This window comes from Streptomyces sp. NPDC101393, assembly GCF_044767385.1.
Taxonomy (GTDB): Bacteria; Actinomycetota; Actinomycetes; order Streptomycetales; family Streptomycetaceae; genus Streptomyces.
On record NZ_JBIWNU010000001.1, the window covers coordinates 618,203 to 633,763 of the forward strand.

General features: G+C 73.7%; 14 protein-coding genes. 2 read left to right on the top strand and 12 right to left on the bottom strand.

The window, feature by feature from the left end; translation table 11 throughout:
* Positions 1 to 72: 72 nt before the first annotated feature.
* The 12 genes from ACIRQ7_RS02645 to ACIRQ7_RS02700 form a co-directional block, all read right to left on the bottom strand.
* Positions 73 to 900 carry a spherulation-specific family 4 protein gene (locus ACIRQ7_RS02645; protein WP_404259285.1) on the bottom strand — a complete coding sequence of 276 codons (828 nt, stop codon included), beginning with the start codon at positions 898 to 900 and terminating at the stop codon, positions 73 to 75.
* Complete coding sequence (locus ACIRQ7_RS02650) at positions 888 to 1,847, bottom strand: NAD-dependent epimerase/dehydratase family protein (RefSeq protein ID WP_404259286.1); 960 nt, start codon at positions 1,845 to 1,847, stop codon at positions 888 to 890. The genes ACIRQ7_RS02645 and ACIRQ7_RS02650 overlap by 13 nt, the downstream gene beginning before the upstream one ends.
* A gap of 325 nt (positions 1,848 to 2,172) precedes the next feature.
* On the bottom strand, positions 2,173 to 3,357 hold the full coding sequence (locus tag ACIRQ7_RS02655) for a hypothetical protein (RefSeq protein WP_404259288.1): 1,185 nt from the start codon (positions 3,355 to 3,357) through the stop codon (positions 2,173 to 2,175).
* A complete protein-coding gene (locus ACIRQ7_RS02660) occupies positions 3,354 to 3,629 on the bottom strand; it encodes a hypothetical protein (RefSeq protein WP_404259290.1) in 276 nt (91 codons plus the stop codon). The genes ACIRQ7_RS02655 and ACIRQ7_RS02660 overlap by 4 nt, the downstream gene beginning before the upstream one ends.
* Before the next feature lie 123 nt (positions 3,630 to 3,752).
* Entirely contained in the window at positions 3,753 to 5,654 is a 1,902-nt protein-coding gene (locus tag ACIRQ7_RS02665; protein ID WP_404259291.1) for a DUF3492 domain-containing protein, read from the bottom strand.
* 180 nt (positions 5,655 to 5,834) lie between these two features.
* The gene (locus ACIRQ7_RS02670) at positions 5,835 to 7,541 is read right to left on the bottom strand and encodes a dipeptide ABC transporter ATP-binding protein (RefSeq protein ID WP_404259293.1); all 1,707 of its coding nucleotides are present in this window, start codon (positions 7,539 to 7,541) and stop codon (positions 5,835 to 5,837) included.
* Positions 7,538 to 8,527, bottom strand: a complete 990-nt coding sequence (locus ACIRQ7_RS02675; RefSeq protein WP_404259294.1) for an ABC transporter permease — start codon at positions 8,525 to 8,527, stop codon at positions 7,538 to 7,540. The genes ACIRQ7_RS02670 and ACIRQ7_RS02675 overlap by 4 nt, the downstream gene beginning before the upstream one ends.
* Positions 8,524 to 9,480 carry an ABC transporter permease gene (locus tag ACIRQ7_RS02680; protein ID WP_404259296.1) on the bottom strand — a complete coding sequence of 319 codons (957 nt, stop codon included), beginning with the start codon at positions 9,478 to 9,480 and terminating at the stop codon, positions 8,524 to 8,526. The genes ACIRQ7_RS02675 and ACIRQ7_RS02680 overlap by 4 nt, the downstream gene beginning before the upstream one ends.
* Before the next feature lie 15 nt (positions 9,481 to 9,495).
* Positions 9,496 to 11,256 (bottom strand): ABC transporter substrate-binding protein, encoded by a 1,761-nt coding sequence (locus ACIRQ7_RS02685; RefSeq protein ID WP_404259298.1) that lies wholly within the window; start codon positions 11,254 to 11,256, stop codon positions 9,496 to 9,498.
* Between the two features lie 203 nt (positions 11,257 to 11,459).
* Positions 11,460 to 11,552, bottom strand: coding sequence for an Ms4533A family Cys-rich leader peptide (locus ACIRQ7_RS02690; RefSeq protein WP_401462730.1), 93 nt, complete (start codon positions 11,550 to 11,552; stop codon positions 11,460 to 11,462).
* A 98-nt stretch (positions 11,553 to 11,650) separates the two neighbouring features.
* Positions 11,651 to 13,210, bottom strand: a complete 1,560-nt coding sequence (locus ACIRQ7_RS02695; RefSeq protein ID WP_404259300.1) for a DUF3152 domain-containing protein — start codon at positions 13,208 to 13,210, stop codon at positions 11,651 to 11,653.
* An 8-nt stretch (positions 13,211 to 13,218) separates the two neighbouring features.
* Complete coding sequence (locus tag ACIRQ7_RS02700) at positions 13,219 to 14,241, bottom strand: alpha/beta fold hydrolase (protein ID WP_404259302.1); 1,023 nt, start codon at positions 14,239 to 14,241, stop codon at positions 13,219 to 13,221.
* 194 nt (positions 14,242 to 14,435) lie between these two features.
* On the opposite strand from ACIRQ7_RS02700, the gene ACIRQ7_RS02705 reads away from it, so the two are divergent.
* Entirely contained in the window at positions 14,436 to 14,663 is a 228-nt protein-coding gene (locus ACIRQ7_RS02705; protein WP_404259303.1) for a hypothetical protein, read from the top strand.
* Between the two features lie 148 nt (positions 14,664 to 14,811).
* On the top strand, positions 14,812 to 15,453 hold the full coding sequence (locus ACIRQ7_RS02710) for a TetR/AcrR family transcriptional regulator (RefSeq protein ID WP_401462721.1): 642 nt from the start codon (positions 14,812 to 14,814) through the stop codon (positions 15,451 to 15,453).
* The last annotated feature ends 108 nt before the right edge of the window (positions 15,454 to 15,561 follow it).

Below are 15,561 nucleotides of genomic sequence, written 5' to 3' on the forward strand. Positions count from 1 at the left end.
CTGGGCAACCCCCGCTCGGGCGCAGCCCTGAGTGGGGGAGATTGTTCTTCCGTAACACTGCCACGCCCCTCTTCATTCCGAGACACCTGGTCCGATGCGCGAGACGAATTCGTCCCAGTAGCCGGGCAGTGTCTCCCAGGCGTCTCCGGCCGCACCTGCCGGACCGGCGGCCCGGCGGTCCGTGAAGTAGACGGTGCCCGCTCCCTGCCAGCGGGCGATCCGCAGCGCCTCGTCCAGATGCATCCGCGGGACGCCGTGCACGAGGTGGCAGAACCGCTCCGGTGGGTAATCGGCGGTCCACTCGGCCACCTGTGACCAGCGGTAGTCGGCCCAGGCACCGGCGAAGGTGACGAGCTGGTCGGCGGACTCGGCGTAGCCGGGGAAGGGGTGCGCGCCGTGCCCGAAGACGAGGTAGGCGTCCTCGCGCAGGGTCCGCAGGGTGGTGGCGACCCGCCGGGTCTCGGGCAGCAGCGTCCGGTCCGTGGGACAGCGGTCCAGCCAGAAGCCGTCGACCTTGTACCACTCCAGATAGCGGTGCGCGTCGGACACCAGCTCCCCGAAGGGGCGGGCGCCCTGCGCCATGTCCAGGTGTCCCAGCAGGCGGACACCCGTCTCACGGATCCGGGCCGCCGCGGGCATGCAGTGCGGGTCCGGCCGGGCACCGGGCCCGTTGGACACATTGAGCACCGCCCAGTGCACCGGCGCGACCGGGACGTAGCCGTGCCCGGTGCCGGCCCGTCGGCCCTCCGGCGGCAGCACGAACCCCCGGGAGCAGCGGAGCAGCTCGGCCCATTCGGTGGGCGCGAGCAGCGGATGGGCGAAGCCCGGCACACCGACGCCGAGCGGCCCGGCGCCGGTCGGGGCACGGGTGGTGTCCGTCGGGGTGGTCAGATACGACACGCGGCCTCCATCCAGATGTCGGCGAGGGACTCCTCCAGGCCGATCCGCGGCCGCCAGCCGAGCCGGTCGCGTGCGGTGCGCACGTCCGCCTGCTGCCAGGTGCCGCAGCCGTCCGGGTAGGGATAGGTGGCGGGCGGTGAGCCGAGGCCCGGGTGTTCACCGGACGGGCCGGGGATGACCAGCCGCGCGGGCGGGGAGTCGAGTTCGTGCAGCGAGCCGCCGAATCCGGCGACCCGGGCGAGCACGGAAGCGGCCTCGCGCAGCCGTACGGCGCGGCCGGTCCCGATGTTGACGACGCCTTGGGCGGCGGACAGCGAGGCGGCGTGCACGGCCCGCGCGACATCGCGTACGTCGACGAAGTCGCGCTGCACCCCGAGCCCGCCGAGCTTGAGTTCGCTGTCGCCTGCCTGCATCGCGCGGCGCATCGCCTCGGCGAGCCGGCCCAGGGGCGATCCCGCCGGGGTGCCGGGGCCGACCGGCGAGAAGACCCGCAGCACGACGGCGTCGAGCCCGGAGCCGAGGACCAGCTCGGTCGCGGCCAGCTTGCTCACGCCGTACGGCCCGCCGGGTCGCGGCACCGCGTCCTCGGCCGTCGAGGAGCCCGGCTGCGAGGGCCCGTACTCGGACGCGCAGCCCAGGTGGACCAGCCGGGCGCCGCAGCCGCTGCGGCGCAGCGACTCGCAGATGGTGGCGACCGCGACGGTGTTGTGCCGGGTCAGATCGCGGGCGCCGCCCCGGGTGGCGCCGGCGCAGTTGACGACGACACCGGGGTGGACGGCGTCGAGGAAGCGGGTGAGCGCGCCGGGACTGCCGGTGGCCAGGTCGAAGCGGACGTCGGCGTCGTCGCCCCGCCCGAGGACGGTGAGCTGGACGGCGGGGTCGGCGAGCAGGCGGTCGGCGACGTAGCGGCCGAGGTACCCGTTGGCGCCGATGAGCAGGACCCTCATCGCGTGACCCCCCGGTGCCCGTGGCGTGTGGTCGGGTGGACGTTCATGTGTCGTGCTCCTAAGGGGAGTGGAAGGGAGTACGGGGGCTTCGGCCGCGGGTTCGGCGTCCGTCCTGGAGGCGGGGGCCACGTGGGGGGTGGGGGCCGCGTCGAAGAGGCCGGAGCGGCGGTGTCGGGGCACCTCTCCGGGGGCGGTGCGTGCTGCGGTCGGCCGTCGGGCCGTCCTCGTGCCGCGCGGCGCGGGCCGGTGGCGGCGCGGGGCGGGCCGTACGGGGGCTTCGGGCGGGGCGGCCCGGTCGGGGGGCGAGCGTTCGCTATCCGGAGGTTCATGGCCGCCCCGCCTCCGCCGTCGCGGAGGAGGCGGGCGAGTGCGCGCTGGCGCCGGTCAGCGCGCGCAGGCCGTGGAACAGCAGCGCGAGGGCGGCTGCCGCGCAGGCCACGGCGGGGACCGCGGCCGGTCCGGCGGCGGTGGTCAGTGCCTCCACCGGGGCGTCGAGCACGGTCAGGCCGGGGAGCCGGGCGATCAGCACGAGTGCCAGGGCGAGCGCCTCCAGCGCGGCGGCCGCGGCCAGGCCGCCGGCCGCCGCCCCGCCGAAGCCGTGCACGGTGAGGAGCCGGGCGAGGAAGAGCAGGACGCCCAGCGCCGCCGCCGCGGTCATCACCGTCGCGCCACCACCCCCGAGGCCCAGCTCCGCGCCGGACAGCAGCACCAGCAGGGCGCCCAGGAAGAGCAGGGTGACGGCGACCGGCAACGGCCGCATCCGGGCGGCGAGTTCGCCCAGCCCGCGGCTGCCGGCCAGGCAGCGCCGCCCGCGCACCGCGAACCAGCGGGCGCACCAGGCCGCCGGGGCGACGGCGAAGGCCAGCGCCACGGCCGTCGCCAGGGCCGCCCTGGGGTGCGCGGACGGCAGGTCGGGCCCGCCGGCCAGCACCTGCGCCAGCAGCCAGTCGCCGAGGACGGCATAGCCCGTCAGCCAGCAGGTCCACAGGCCGGCGGCCCTGGTCCCGCTCCCCCGGTGGCGTACGCGCAGCGGCCCGGACCGCAGGGCCAGCCGCAGCGCGAGCACCGTCAGCACCAGTCCGGTGGCCCCAAAGGCCGGGCGCACGAAGGGACTTGAGGCGTCCGCCGAGGAGAGGGCGGCGAGGGTGGCGGCGCAGACCGCGCCGGGCAGCAGGTGCAGCGCGGCGCGCACGCCGCGCTGCCTCCGGGCGGGCTCGGGCCCGGGGGCGGCCGCGGCCTCCGCCTCGGCGCGCGGCACTCGCGCGTACAGCTCCTCGGCCAGCGAGAAGACGTCACGGTGCCGGAACCGGGCGGCCGTACGGTCCGTGACGCCGTGCGCCTCCAGGCCGGCCGCGATCTCCAGCGCGTCGACCGCCCGTGCGCACAGCTCGTGGTGACGGTGCATCAACGACCGCACGGGGTCGGCCGGGCCCCGGCGCGCTGCGGGAGTCCGCCGGTCCGCGGGGGTCTCGCCCGCGGGCGCCCTGCGCTCCGTCTCGGGCGCCGTCATGCGCGGTCTCCTCTCCCTGCGGCCTGCACACAGATTCCGTGGGCGGCGCGGGAGAGCGCGGCGTGGCGGCGCGGCAGCAGGCCGGGGGCCTCCGGAGCGCGCTGCGGCTCGGCGTATGCCGGGCTGCCGGGGAGGGCGACGCGGCCACGGCGCAGCGGGCCGGGACGGCCGGATCGCCCGGGTCGGTTGCCGTGTGCCACATCCGCCATGCCCGTCACCATCGCCACGCCGACCACGCCCATCGCACACATCACGTCCAGCACGCCTGTCACCGCCGCCTCCCTCACGCTCACCACACCCGCCTCATCGACATCCCGCTCACCGCTACGGCCGCCCGCTTCGCCGCGCACCGGTCGCCGCGCCGCACTCCGGCCGGCCCGCCCGCCGTTCGCCCGTCACGCGCCCGCCCCTCCCCCGAAGCCGCCGAACCCACCGGGGCCACCCACACCGACCGGCATCCAGGCATCCCAACGGGCCTCCTCGTCACGGCTGTTGGCAGCACGCCCGGCCGGTCCGTGTGCGGCGGGTCCGTCGGCGGGCGCCTCGTCCGGGTCCGGCGCCGCCCAGCTGGGGGTGCGGACCGCCGTCGTGAGCCGGCCCGCCGCGCCGGCGGCCGCCCACCGGCCCGGGACGTGGGACTCGGCGGGGCGGGCGAACGGCTGCGGTACGCCGTGCGCGTCCCGCGCGCCGTACCCGGCCGGGTGGCCCGGCGCGTGCGAGATCAGCTCCAGGTAGATGCCACGAAATGCCGCGACGTTCTGCTCGACGGTGAAGAGTTCGAGGGCCCGCGCACGGGCCGCCGCACCCAGCCGGGCCCGGCGCTCGGGGTCGCCGAGCAGCGCGGTGCAGGCCTCGGCGAGGGCGCGGGGGTTGCGCGGCGGGACCACCAGGCCGGTGCCGCCGATGACTTCGCAGACCGCGCCGGCATCGGTGGACACCGTGGCCCGGCCGCAGAACATCGCCTCCACCAGGGAGCGCGGAAAGCCCTCGACGACGCTGGAGAGCACCAGCACCGCACCGGAGGCGTACGCGTCCTCCAGGGTCGGCACGTCCGGGCTGCCGATCTCCTCGAAGCTGACCGGATTCTCGCCGACGGTGCGCGCGTCGGCCGCCTCGTCGGGGAAGAGCTGCGCGGCGAGCGCCCGGCAGTGCGCGAGATAGCCGGGCGCCTCGGGGTCGCGGCCGACGCCGCCGATGATCCTCAGGGTCGCCTCCGGCTCGGCCTTGCGGATCTCGGCGAAGGCGTGCAGCAGGCCGACGATGTCCTTGGCCGGTTCGACGGCGCCGACCCGTACCAGGGTCTTGGAGTCGTCCGCGGCGGCGTCCGCGACCGAGGCGAAGGCCGCGGCGTCCATGCCCGGGTAGACCGTGCGCAGCCGGGCGGGGTCGGCGCCGCACCGCTGCTGCCAGCGCCGGGCGTGGGTGTTGCCGGGGGTGATCAGCGCGGCCTGGGCGTAGACCTCGGCGGCCAGCGCGCCCTGGAAGGCGGCGAGCAGCGCGCGGACCGGTGCGCTCAGGGGGGATGCGGCGCGCGCGAGGTAGTGCTCGCGCAGCCGTACGCCGTACTCGGTGACCAGCAGCGGAGTACCGAAGAAGCGTTTGGCCAACAGCCCCGGGAGCGCCGCCGCGCCCCCGGAAGTCGCATGGGTGAGATCCACCCCGCCCAGACCCGGGTCGTGGTCGTCGCCGTACCAGTCCAGCGAGAGGGGGCGCAGGGCGAGTTCGAGCCGTTCGGCGACGGCCAGCAGGTCCTGGACCTGGGCGCCCTGCGCCGCCCGCAGCGCGCGGGGGCCGCGGCAGGCGGATTCCAGGGTGCGTACGGCGTCCTCGGAGCGCAGCAGTGCGGGCAGTCCGCCGTGTCCGGGGTGGTCGCGGGCGAGTTCGGCGAGCCCGTAGAGACCGGCGGCGAAACGGTCCGCCTTGGCCGCCGCGGGAGAGCCGGCGGGCCCGTCCGCCTCGGCGTCCGCGGCGGGTGCGCCGCCACCGAGGGACGTGACGAGGTCTCCGAAGTGCTCGGTGAAGCGGCGCCGTTCGCGCCGGCCGGCGGCACGGCCCGTGCGCTCCTCGGGGTGCCGGAGATGCTGAGGGGGGAACTCCCCCCACAGCGGGGCGGTGCGCACCTGCCGCACCTGCCCGGGGAGCGCGTCCCAGCCGCGCGCCTCCTGCCGGGCGCCGGCACTCAGGGCATAGACGTCGAATTCGTGGCCGGTGAGTCCGCGCACGAGCTGGTCACACCACGCGCGTGACTCACCGAACGCGTACGGGAAACCACCTTCGGTCAGCATCCCAATGCGCACGAGTGCACCCCCGTCCTCCCCTATCGGTGTTCCCTGGCCCGGCGGACTCGCCGTCACCTGCAGGAAGAAGCTACGCAAAGGGGCCGGTGGGGCGATGGACGGTTGTCCATCGCACCACCGGAAGGGGTGAACACTCGTAACTTTCCGTCCCCTGGGGCGTTTCGACGCGCTATGTCATCGCTAGGCGACGGCGCGTAGTGCCCGGCGGTCGGCCGCGACCTGCGGATCGAGGACCGGGACGGCCGCCAGCAGGCCCCGGGTGTAGGGGTGCGCGGGGTGGTCGTACACCCGGTCGACCGGGCCCTCCTCGACGATCCGGCCGGCCCGCATCACCGCGACCCGGTCGCTGACCGCCCGGACGACCGCCAGGTCGTGGGCGATGAAGACCAGGGAGAGACCCAGATCCCGCCGCAGTTCGCCCAGCAGCTCGATGACCTGCGCCTGGGTCGTGACGTCCAGCGCGGAGACCGGTTCGTCGCAGACCAGCAGCCGGGGCGAGGGGGCCAGCGCCCGTGCGATGCCGACGCGCTGGCGCTGGCCGCCGCTGAACTCGTGCGGATAGCGGTGGTACCAGGCCGGGTCGAGCCCGACCCGGTCCAGCAGCTCGCGGGCCCGCCGCACGATCGCCGCGTCGTCGAGCACCCCGGCGGCCCGGAGTGGATCGGCGACGGACTCCCCGATGGTGCGCCGGGGGTTGAGCGAGGACACCGGATCCTGGAAGACCATCTGCAACTCGCTGCGCACCGGCCGCAGCTCACGCTCACCGAGAGCGCCGATCGGGCGGCCCCGGTAGTGCAGCGTCCCGGACGTCGGGTCCAGCAGGCGCACCAGCATCCGGCCGACGGTCGTCTTGCCGCTGCCGGACTCGCCGACCAGGCCGAGGCTCTCCCCGGCCCGCACGGTCAGCGAGACGTCGTCGACGGCGGTCGTGCGGGCGCCGCGGCGACCGAACTCCCGCCGCAGACCGGCGGCTTCGAGCAGCACCTCGCCGGGCACGGGCGCCCCGTCCGGTGTGGCCGCCGGCCGGGCCGGGGCACGGGGCGCCGGCACGGCGGACAGTTCCCGGACCGCGGCCGGCCCTGCCGCGTCCACCCGTGGCACCGCCGCCAGCAGTTCCTTGGTGTACGGGGCGGCGGGCGCGCTCAGGACCTCGCCCACCGGCCCGTGCTCGACAGCCCGTCCGGCGCGCATGACCAGCAGCTCGTCCACGCTGCCGGCGACGACCCCGAGGTCGTGGGTGACCAGGATCAGGCCCATGCCGCTCTCGGCCCGCAGGTCGTGCAGCAGGTCGAGGATCTGCGCCTGCACGGTGACGTCCAGGGCGGTGGTCGGCTCGTCGGCGATCAGCAGCCGCGGCGCGCAGGCCAGGGCCATCGCGATCAGGGCGCGTTGACGCATCCCGCCGCTGAACTCGTGCGGCCGGGCGCGGGCGCGGCGGGCCGCGTCCGCGATGCCGACCCGGTCCAGCACCTCGACGGCGCGGGCGCGGGCGGCGCGGCGGGAGGCGTCCGGGCGGTGCACGCGGTAGACCTCGGCGATCTGGTCGCCGATGGCGTAGTAGGGGTCCAGGGACGACAGCGGGTCCTGGAAGACCATCGCCGCGGTGCCGCCGCGCAGCCGGCGCAGCCGCGGTTCCGGGGCGGCGAGCACGTCCAGGCCGTCGACCCGGACCGTGCCGCCGACCCGGGCGCCGGTGCCCCGGTGGAGGTCGAGGAGGGCGGCGGCGACGGTGGATTTGCCGGACCCCGACTCCCCCACGATGCCCAGCGCCCGTCCGGGCGGCAGGCGGAACGAGAGACCGTCGACGGCGCGTACGCCGCCCGCGCCCCCGTCGCCGCCCGGGAAGGTGATGGTGAGGTCCTCGACCTCGACGAGCGGTGCGGTCATCTCAGGGCCACCCTTCGGTCGGCGAGCGCGTACAGCACATCGGCCACGGCGTTGGCGAGGACGACGGCGAAGCCGATGCCGAGCACCGCTCCGACGACGACGGGCAGGTCCACGGTGCGGACGGACTGGACCAGCAGCCGGCCGATGCCGGGCAGCCCGAACAGCGTCTCGGTGAGCATCGCGCCGCCGAACATCGTGCCCAGGTCGATGGCGTTGAGCGCGATGACGGGCGGCAGCGCGCCGCGCAGCGCATGCCGTCCGATGACGGCGCGCTCGCGTACGCCGTACGCGCGAAAGGTGCGGATGTGATCCTCGGCCAGAGTCTCCAGGGTCGAGGAGCGGGTCAGCCGGGCGTACTTGGCGGATTCCAGCAGGGCCAGCGCCGTCCAGGGCAGCAGCAGGTTCCAGGCCCACTGTTCGGGGTCCTCGGTCAGCGGCACGTAGGACGGGAACGGCAGCCACTGGAGATACGCGCAGAACACCATCAGCAGCAGCAGTCCCGTGATGAAGACGGGAGTGGCGGTGCCGGTGAGGGTGAGCACGGTCAGCACCCGCTCGGTCGCGCCGCCGCGGCGCAGCGCGGAGAGCAGTCCGGTGCCGACGCCGAGCAGCAGCCACAGCACCATCGCGCCGAGCGCGAGCGAGGCGGTGACCGGCAGCCGGGCGGCGAGCAGCGCGGTGACCGGCTGGTCGTTCTGGTAGGAGAGGCCCAGGCAGGGGGCGTGGCAGTGCAGTACGCCGGTGCCGGTGGAGTAGTCGCGGCCGGCGACGAGGCCCTGCAGGAAGTGCAGGTATTGCCGGTACAGCGGTTCGCCCAGGCCGAGTTGGTCGCGCACCTGGCGGATCTGTCCGGCGTCGCAGCGCGGTCCGCAGGCGAGCTTCGCGGGGTCGCCGGGCGCGACGTAGAAGAGCAGGTAGACGAGGACGGACAGCAGGAGCAGGACGATCAGCGCACCGCCGAGCCTGCGCAGCGCATAGCCGGTCATACGACGGCTCCTGTCCTCGGCGCGCGGGAGCCGCCGCGGGTGCCGACCCGCAGGCGGGAGCGCTCGCGCGGGTCGAGGGCGCCGCGGACCGCGTCGCCCAGCGCGGTGAAGGCGAGGACGGTCACGAGCAGGCAGGCCGCGGGCAGCAGGACGTACATCGGGTCGGCACGGAACCAGGTCGTGGCGGTGGACAGCATCTGGCCCCAGGACGAGGTGGGCGGTTTGACGCCGATGCCCAGGAAGGACAGCGAGGCCTCGACGACGATGTTGGCGGGCACCAGGATCGCCGCGTGGGTGATCACCGGCGCGGCCAGCGCGGGCAGCAGCTCGCGCCGGGCCACCCGGAAGGGCCGTGAGCCGCCGAGCCGGGCCGCGGCGACATGGTCGAGCTGTTTCAGGCTCAGCGTCTGGGCCCGCACGATCCGCGAGGTACCGCCCCAGTTGAGCAGTCCGATGACGATGACCAGCAGCAGCGGGCGCGGGAAGTCGGCGGGTACGACGGCGGTCAGCGCGACGGCGAAGACCAGCATCGGCAGCGCCAGCAGCACATCGGTGAAGCGGCTGAGAACGGTGTCGAGGAGCCGTCCGCCGAACCCGGCCGCCAGGCCGACGGTGACGCCGATCAGCACCTGGACGACGGTGGCGCCGAGGGCGACCAGCAGCGAGACCCGGGCGCCATGGAGCAGCCGGGAGAAGAGATCGCGGCCGGTGCCCGGTTCGACGCCCAGCCAGTGGTCGCCGCTGATCCCGCCGAACCCGCCGAGCGGTACGCCGCCGCGCGCCGAGTCGATGAGGCTGTCGTGGTAGGTGGTGGGGTCCTGGCCCTCCAGCGCCGACAGCAGCGGTGCGCCGAGGGCGAGGAGGGCGAGCACCGCGAGTACGGCGGCGGCCACGACGGCCGACGGGCGGGCGCGAAGTCGCCGCCATACTCCGGATTCCTGGGGGTCACTCACAGTGTCGGTCCGGCCTTACTTGACCGCGACCTGCGAGATGTCGAGCACGCCATCCCAGTCGCTGATCACGATGTTCTTGACGTTCTTGCCGTAGAGGCGCTTGTAGACGGGGTGGAAGAGCGGGACGGAGAGGGCTTGTTCGCCGATCTTCTTGTCGAGTGCGCCCCAGCGCCGGGCGGCCGCGTCCAGGTCGGTCAGCTTGTTGATCGCGTCGACCTCGTGGTTGACGGCGGGGTCGTCGAGCTGGGCGTGGTTGAAGTTGTAGGCGTCCTTGACGATCTGCCGGCCGTCGAAGATCGGCGCGAGGAACGGGCCGCCGGAGGGCCAGTCCGCACCCCAGCCGCCGATGAACAGCCCCGGCTCGTCCTTGAGGCTGTGCACCTTGTCCTTGTAGTCGTTGTCCTCCAGGCCGGCCAGCTTGACGGTGATACCGGCCTTTTTCAGCGCTTCCTGGACGGCGGTGGCGACCTCCGGGCTGGTGGCGAAGTTCTTGGCGGTGGAGTGGGTGAGCGTGAGGGTCAGGCCGTCCTTGTGGCCGGCCTCCTTCAGCAGCTTCCGTGCCTTCCCGGGATTTCCGGTCGCGCCCGCCGGGAACGGGTCGGCGGGCGTGTATCCGAAGGATTTCTGGTTCGGCAGGAAGGTGGTGGCGGGTTCGGCGAGCGAGGATCCACCGGCCGCGTTCACCACACTCCGCCGGTTGACGGCGTACGCGATGGCCTGGCGCACCTTCGGGTTGTCGAAGGGCTTCACCTTCGGGTTGAAGGCGAGGTAATTGGTGTAGCCGAAGCGGCCGGTGCCGACCCGCTTCTGGAGTTCCTTGTCATTTCCGACCTGGGCGAGTTCGGCCGGTCCGAGGTTGGTGTCGGTGGTGACCGCGTCGGCGTCGGCGCCCGATCCGGTGGCCAGCCGCTGGTTGATGACGGAGGCGTCGAGGCCCGACTTCACGTCGATGATGTCGGGATAGGCGTGCCGTTCCTTGTCGGTCTTCGGTGACCAGTGCGTGTTGCGCTCCAGCAGCAACCGCTCGCCGTCGCCGGTGTTCTTGACGACCTTGTACGGACCGGACGCGACCGGGTGCTCCTCGTACTTCGTTCCGGTGTCCTTCTTCCGCGGCACCGGCGCGAACTGCGTCTGCGTCGCCAGCAGCGGGAATTCGCCTTCGGGTTTTTTCAGATGGAAGACCAGGGTCTTGTCGTCCGGTGTCTCGATCGACGTCAGCCCGTCCTTGGACTTGTCCTTGTACGGCCCCTGGTATTTCTCACCGCCGACCAGCCAGTCCCGCAAATAGGGGGCACCGCCGGACAGTTCGGCGGCGAAGGACCGCTCGATGCCGTATTTGATGTCGCCGCTGGTGATCGGCGACCCGTCCTCGAACGTCAGGCCGTCCTTGAGGGTGTAGGTCCACACGGTGGCGTTCTTGCTGGGGCGCCCGGTGTCGGTGGCGAGGTCCGGCACGGCCTTGGCGCCGGCCGCGCCGTTGGCGCGGTTGCGGGTGGTCAGGGTGCGGAACACCAGCGTCGGGACCTTGCCGCCGCCGGACGTGTAGAGCCGCGCGGGATCGAAGTCGCTCTGCGGCTCGGAGTTCAGGACGGTCAGCGTGCCGCCCTTCCGCGGCGCGTCCCCGGCCTTGCCCGCGGCGGCGTCCTTGGGACCGCAGGCGACGGCGCCGCCGGCGAGCGCCACGCCCACCGCGGCGGCGAGCACCCGGCGGGTGGTGAAGAGGAGTGGGGTTCTACGGGATCGGGGGTGACGCGGGGATCGGGCCTGCTCGGCCATGACGGGGTTCGCCTTTCACAGCGGGACGCACCCGCGAAAGGCGGCAGGGAGGGCGCCGAGGACGCGCGAGGCCGCCCCTGCGGACGCGTGGATGAGGACGTACGCGGATACGCGGGGGAATTGCCCCGGTCCGGAGGTTCACCCGCCGCCGACCGGCCAACGCGGGTGACGGCAGGGCATGCCTCTACGGATCCGGGAGGGCCTCAGCGACAGTCGATGTCGGCCACGGACAGCACGGACACGCCGATCAGCGCCAGCTCTATGGCGGCGTGTTCGACGGCGTGACGGTGCGGCATGCGCAGATCATGGAACGGATATGCGGTCCTGGCAAAGGTGTCTCGCCATGAGAGACACCTCGTCTCATTTCCGCCGCGGGCCGCGTACGGCGCCCGGGTCATCCCGCCGTGGGGAACGGCCAGGCATTGGGCCGGCAGGTCGCGCCGTCCGTCGTCAGGAACTTCGTCTGCTGCATCATCACGGGGGCCAACGCGCCCTGTTTGCTGCAGATCGTGTGGTTGTGCCCTAGGCGGTGGCCGACCTCGTGATTGATCAGCATCTGGCGGTAGGCGTACATCTTGTCGTGGCCGTACGTCTCCGCGCCCTGCGCCCAGCGGTACGCATTGATCATGACGCGGTCGGTCGCCGCCGAATCACAGGAGACGTTGTCCTCGGTGGTGTCCAGACCGGATTTCGCACACCACTTCGCGGTCGTCCCCGGGCTCGCCAGCGAGATCACGAAATCGGCGTCGCCGGAGCCCACCCGCTGGAAGGTCCGCTCCCCGCCGTGCGCCCAACTCCGTTTGTCATTGAGGGTCTTGTGCACCGCGTCGGCGAAAAGATCGCCGTCCAGCGGCAGCCCTTCCTCGACATCGACGCGGTAGCGCACCACATGCCCGCGGCCGGGCGCAGCGGCGTCGCCGCCGGTCGCCTTGAACCTGCCGCTGGCCGTCAGCTCCGCATCCAGCGGGAACGCCTTGGCCATCTTCTGGGCGTAGCCGGCCGGCTTGGCGTCCTGCGTCGGACGCGCCTGCGACCTGGAGGCCTCGTCGTCGACGCCGTCGGCGCGGTCGGGACCGCTGCGCGCCTGCGGTTCACCGTCCTTGTGCCGTTCGGCGACCTGCCCGGCGATGACCACGGCGAGCACGGTCGTCACGGCCGCGGCCGCCGCCCCGGTGAAGGTGCGCCCCTTGGCACCCTTCCGGCGGCCGTCGCCCGCTGCCCCTTCGCCGGCCGGACCGTCCGGGTCCCCGCCCGCCGGTCCGCCCCGCTCGGCGCCCTCCGTGTGCAGTCCGTCCTGCCGGTCCAGCTCGTCGATCTCCGCGCGGTCGAAGACCACCGACCGCCCGGTGTTCCGGCCGCCGGCCGGGACCCCGTCGGCGGTGCCGCCCGGCGCCCCGGCCCGGAACACGTCGTCGTCCGCATAGGGGTCGCCGCCCGGCACGGTGTCGCTGAAGGCTTCCACGTACTCGCGGCGCGGCCCCGGCACACCGCCGCCCGGCGACGACATCGGCGAACGGAGCACCCCGGGGCCCGCCGGGTAGGAACTGCCGTCCGAAGAAGGGCCGTTGGCGCCTCCGGCACCGGGACGCCCGGCGCCTCCCGCGGGACCGAAGCCGGCCGCCCCCCGCCCGTCCGGCTCGGCGGCACGCGGCCGGGGGACCCTCGGGCCGCCCTGCGCGGGTGCCGAGGGCGAGGCGGGGAAGGCCGGGGAGGGCCGATGCGCGCCCCAGCCGCCGCCCGGCTCGCGCTGCTCGGGGTGGCCGCCGCGTACGCCGTCGCCGAACAGGTCGTCGTCCGCGCCGGGACCGCGCCGACGGCTCCCCTGCCCCGGCGCGGCAAGGGAATCGCTCCCGGCGGGGGCCGCGGGAGCGGTGGGCGGGCCCAAGGGCCCCGGCGCTCCGCCCGACGTGTCTGCTGGATTCTCCGGCCGGCCTCGGCGGCTATGGCGTCCCACTGGGCCTGTCAGCTCCTGCCCGCATCAGCGGTCTTCTCGGTCACTTCGCAGTCGAGCAGCTCACGGAAGGCCCGCGCCACCGCCTCGGGGTATTCCATCATCGCCACATGCCCCGCCTCCGGGAGTGTCAGCAGCCGCGAACCGCGGAACGCGGCGGCGGCCCGCCGTGCCATCCGGAAGGAGACCAGGCGGTCGCGCCCACCGTAGACGAGAAGGGTGGGCGCCAGGACCCGCTCTGCCTGACGCCACAAATTATGCTGCCCGCCGAGTGTGTAGGCGTTGACCAGACCCCGCGCCGAACGCTCCATCACCTCCCAGAAATAAGGGAGTTCGAGGCGTCGCGCGTATTCGTCGGCGGCGGAGCTCAGGCCCTCGGGGGTGACCATGCCGGGGTCGCCATAGCAGAGCGCCAGCACCTCGCGGGTACGGCGCTCGGGCGTCCAGTCGTGGGTGACCCGGCTGAAGAGCCGGGCGACGCCGGGGACCGCCAGCAGCGCCGTCGGCACCGCCGTCAGCTGCGGCCGCAGCTCGGGCAGCGCCGGCGAGACCAGGGTCAGGGTCCGGACGAGGTCCGGGCGCACCGCGGCGACCCGGGTCGAGGCCGCACCGCCCATGGAGTTGCCGATGAGGTGCACGGGGCCGTGCCCGGAGGCGTCGAGGTAGCGGATGACCGCCCGCGCCTGGGCGGACACGGAGTAGTTGCCGTCGTCCGGCGGCGGGGAGTTCCCGAAGCCGGGCAGATCCAGCGCCTCGCCGTCCACCCGGTCGGCGAGCAGCGGCATCAGCGCGGACCAGTTCTGCGAGGAGCCGCCGAGGCCGTGGACGTACAGCGCGGGCTCGCGGACCGGGCCCTCTTCCACCGCCGCGGCGTCCCGGACGGCGCCGCCCACGGGACCGTCGGGGCTGCGCACGCTCAGTGTCAGGCCCGGCAAGGTCACGGACCGCACCGTCTCCCCCGCCCTCACCCCGGGGCCGGCTGGCGGCACCGGAAGGGCGGCGGTCCGGGTGTCCGGCGACTCGGTCGAAGACATGCGTCGATGTTACGAGACGATCACACCCCCGATCGTGTGTTCGCCGTCACACACCGCATCGCGCGGGCGCGGCGGCTCTCCTACCCTCGTCACAGGAGCGCTCGCCCTCCTACGCTTGCAAGAGGGGCAGCCGCCCCGCCCGGGCCCCTGCTTCATGCCAGGCATCAGCCGAGAGAGCGAGAGAGGGAGCCACCATGCCCGTCGACCCGACCGACCCGGACACCTTCGAGAGCGAGGACGGCGCGCGCGACGTGACGGAGTTCGACGTGGAGGCACCGGAAACGGACACCGCGGAGCAGCACGCCGACATCGCACCGCGCCTCGACGATTCCCTCACCGGCTCCGATCCGGACTCGGCCAACGAGGCGGACCGCGCCGAACAGTCCCGTGTCGTGGAGCTCAACGAAGACGAATACCGATGACCTGCGCCGTTATGTCGGCTTCCGATGGCGCGCCCCGGCAGAATTTCTCACCTCTGACCGCGCACAGCCGGGTTACCCAAAAGTACGATGGCGGGCGTGACGCACCATCTTGCGCGTGTCACGTACGGAACGACTTCTGGGAGGCAGCGTGAGCGCCATCGAGCAGACCGAGGCGGCACGCCCGCGGGGCACACGCCTGCCACGCCGAGCCCGGCGCAATCAGCTTCTGGGTGCTGCCCAGGAAGTGTTTGTCGCGCAGGGTTACCACGCGGCCGCGATGGATGACATCGCCGAGCGGGCGGGCGTCAGCAAGCCGGTCCTCTACCAGCACTTCCCGGGCAAGCTCGACCTCTACCTCGCCCTGCTCGACCAGCACTGCGAGTCGCTCCTGCACTCGGTGCGTACGGCCCTGGCCTCCACGTCCGACAACAAGCAGCGGGTCGCGGCGACGATGGACGCCTACTTCGCGTACGTCGAGGACCCGGGCGGCGCCTTCCGGCTCGTCTTCGAGTCGGACCTGACCAACGAACCGGCCGTCCGCGAGCGGGTGGACAAGGTCTCGCTGGAATGCGCGGAGGCCATCTGCGCGGTGATCGCCGAGGACACCGGCCTGTCGCGGGACGAATCGATGCTGCTCGCCGTGGGCCTGGGCGGCGTCTCCCATGTGGTGGCCCGCTACTGGCTCTCCTCCGGGAGCAAGGTGCCGCGCGACACCGCCGTGGGCCTGCTCACCTCGCTCGCCTGGAAGGGCATCGCCGGCTTCCCGCTGCACGGCACCGAAGGGCAGTGACGGCCGTGTTCGCTGCGGGCGTGCTCCGCGGCGTCCTGCCGGTCCTCGCAGCGGGCTAATGTGTGCTGCGTACAGCGCGGATTGCCGCGCACCCTCCCCCAGCTGACG

What these genes read in the sequence shown, in the direction of transcription:
- ACIRQ7_RS02650 (WP_404259286.1), bottom strand. Translation starts at nt 1,847, where the DNA reads ATGAGGGTCCTGCTCATCGGCGCCAACGGGTACCTCGGCCGCTACGTC.
- ACIRQ7_RS02655 (WP_404259288.1), bottom strand. Translation starts at nt 3,357, where the DNA reads ATGACGGCGCCCGAGACGGAGCGCAGGGCGCCCGCGGGCGAGACCCCC.
- ACIRQ7_RS02670 (WP_404259293.1), bottom strand. Translation starts at nt 7,541, where the DNA reads ATGACCGCACCGCTCGTCGAGGTCGAGGACCTCACCATCACCTTCCCG.
- ACIRQ7_RS02675 (WP_404259294.1), bottom strand. Translation starts at nt 8,527, where the DNA reads ATGACCGGCTATGCGCTGCGCAGGCTCGGCGGTGCGCTGATCGTCCTG.
- ACIRQ7_RS02685 (WP_404259298.1), bottom strand. Translation starts at nt 11,256, where the DNA reads ATGGCCGAGCAGGCCCGATCCCCGCGTCACCCCCGATCCCGTAGAACC.
- ACIRQ7_RS02690 (WP_401462730.1), bottom strand. Translation starts at nt 11,552, where the DNA reads ATGCCGCACCGTCACGCCGTCGAACACGCCGCCATAGAGCTGGCGCTG.
- ACIRQ7_RS02700 (WP_404259302.1), bottom strand. Translation starts at nt 14,241, where the DNA reads ATGTCTTCGACCGAGTCGCCGGACACCCGGACCGCCGCCCTTCCGGTG.
- ACIRQ7_RS02705 (WP_404259303.1), top strand. Translation starts at nt 14,436, where the DNA reads ATGCCCGTCGACCCGACCGACCCGGACACCTTCGAGAGCGAGGACGGC.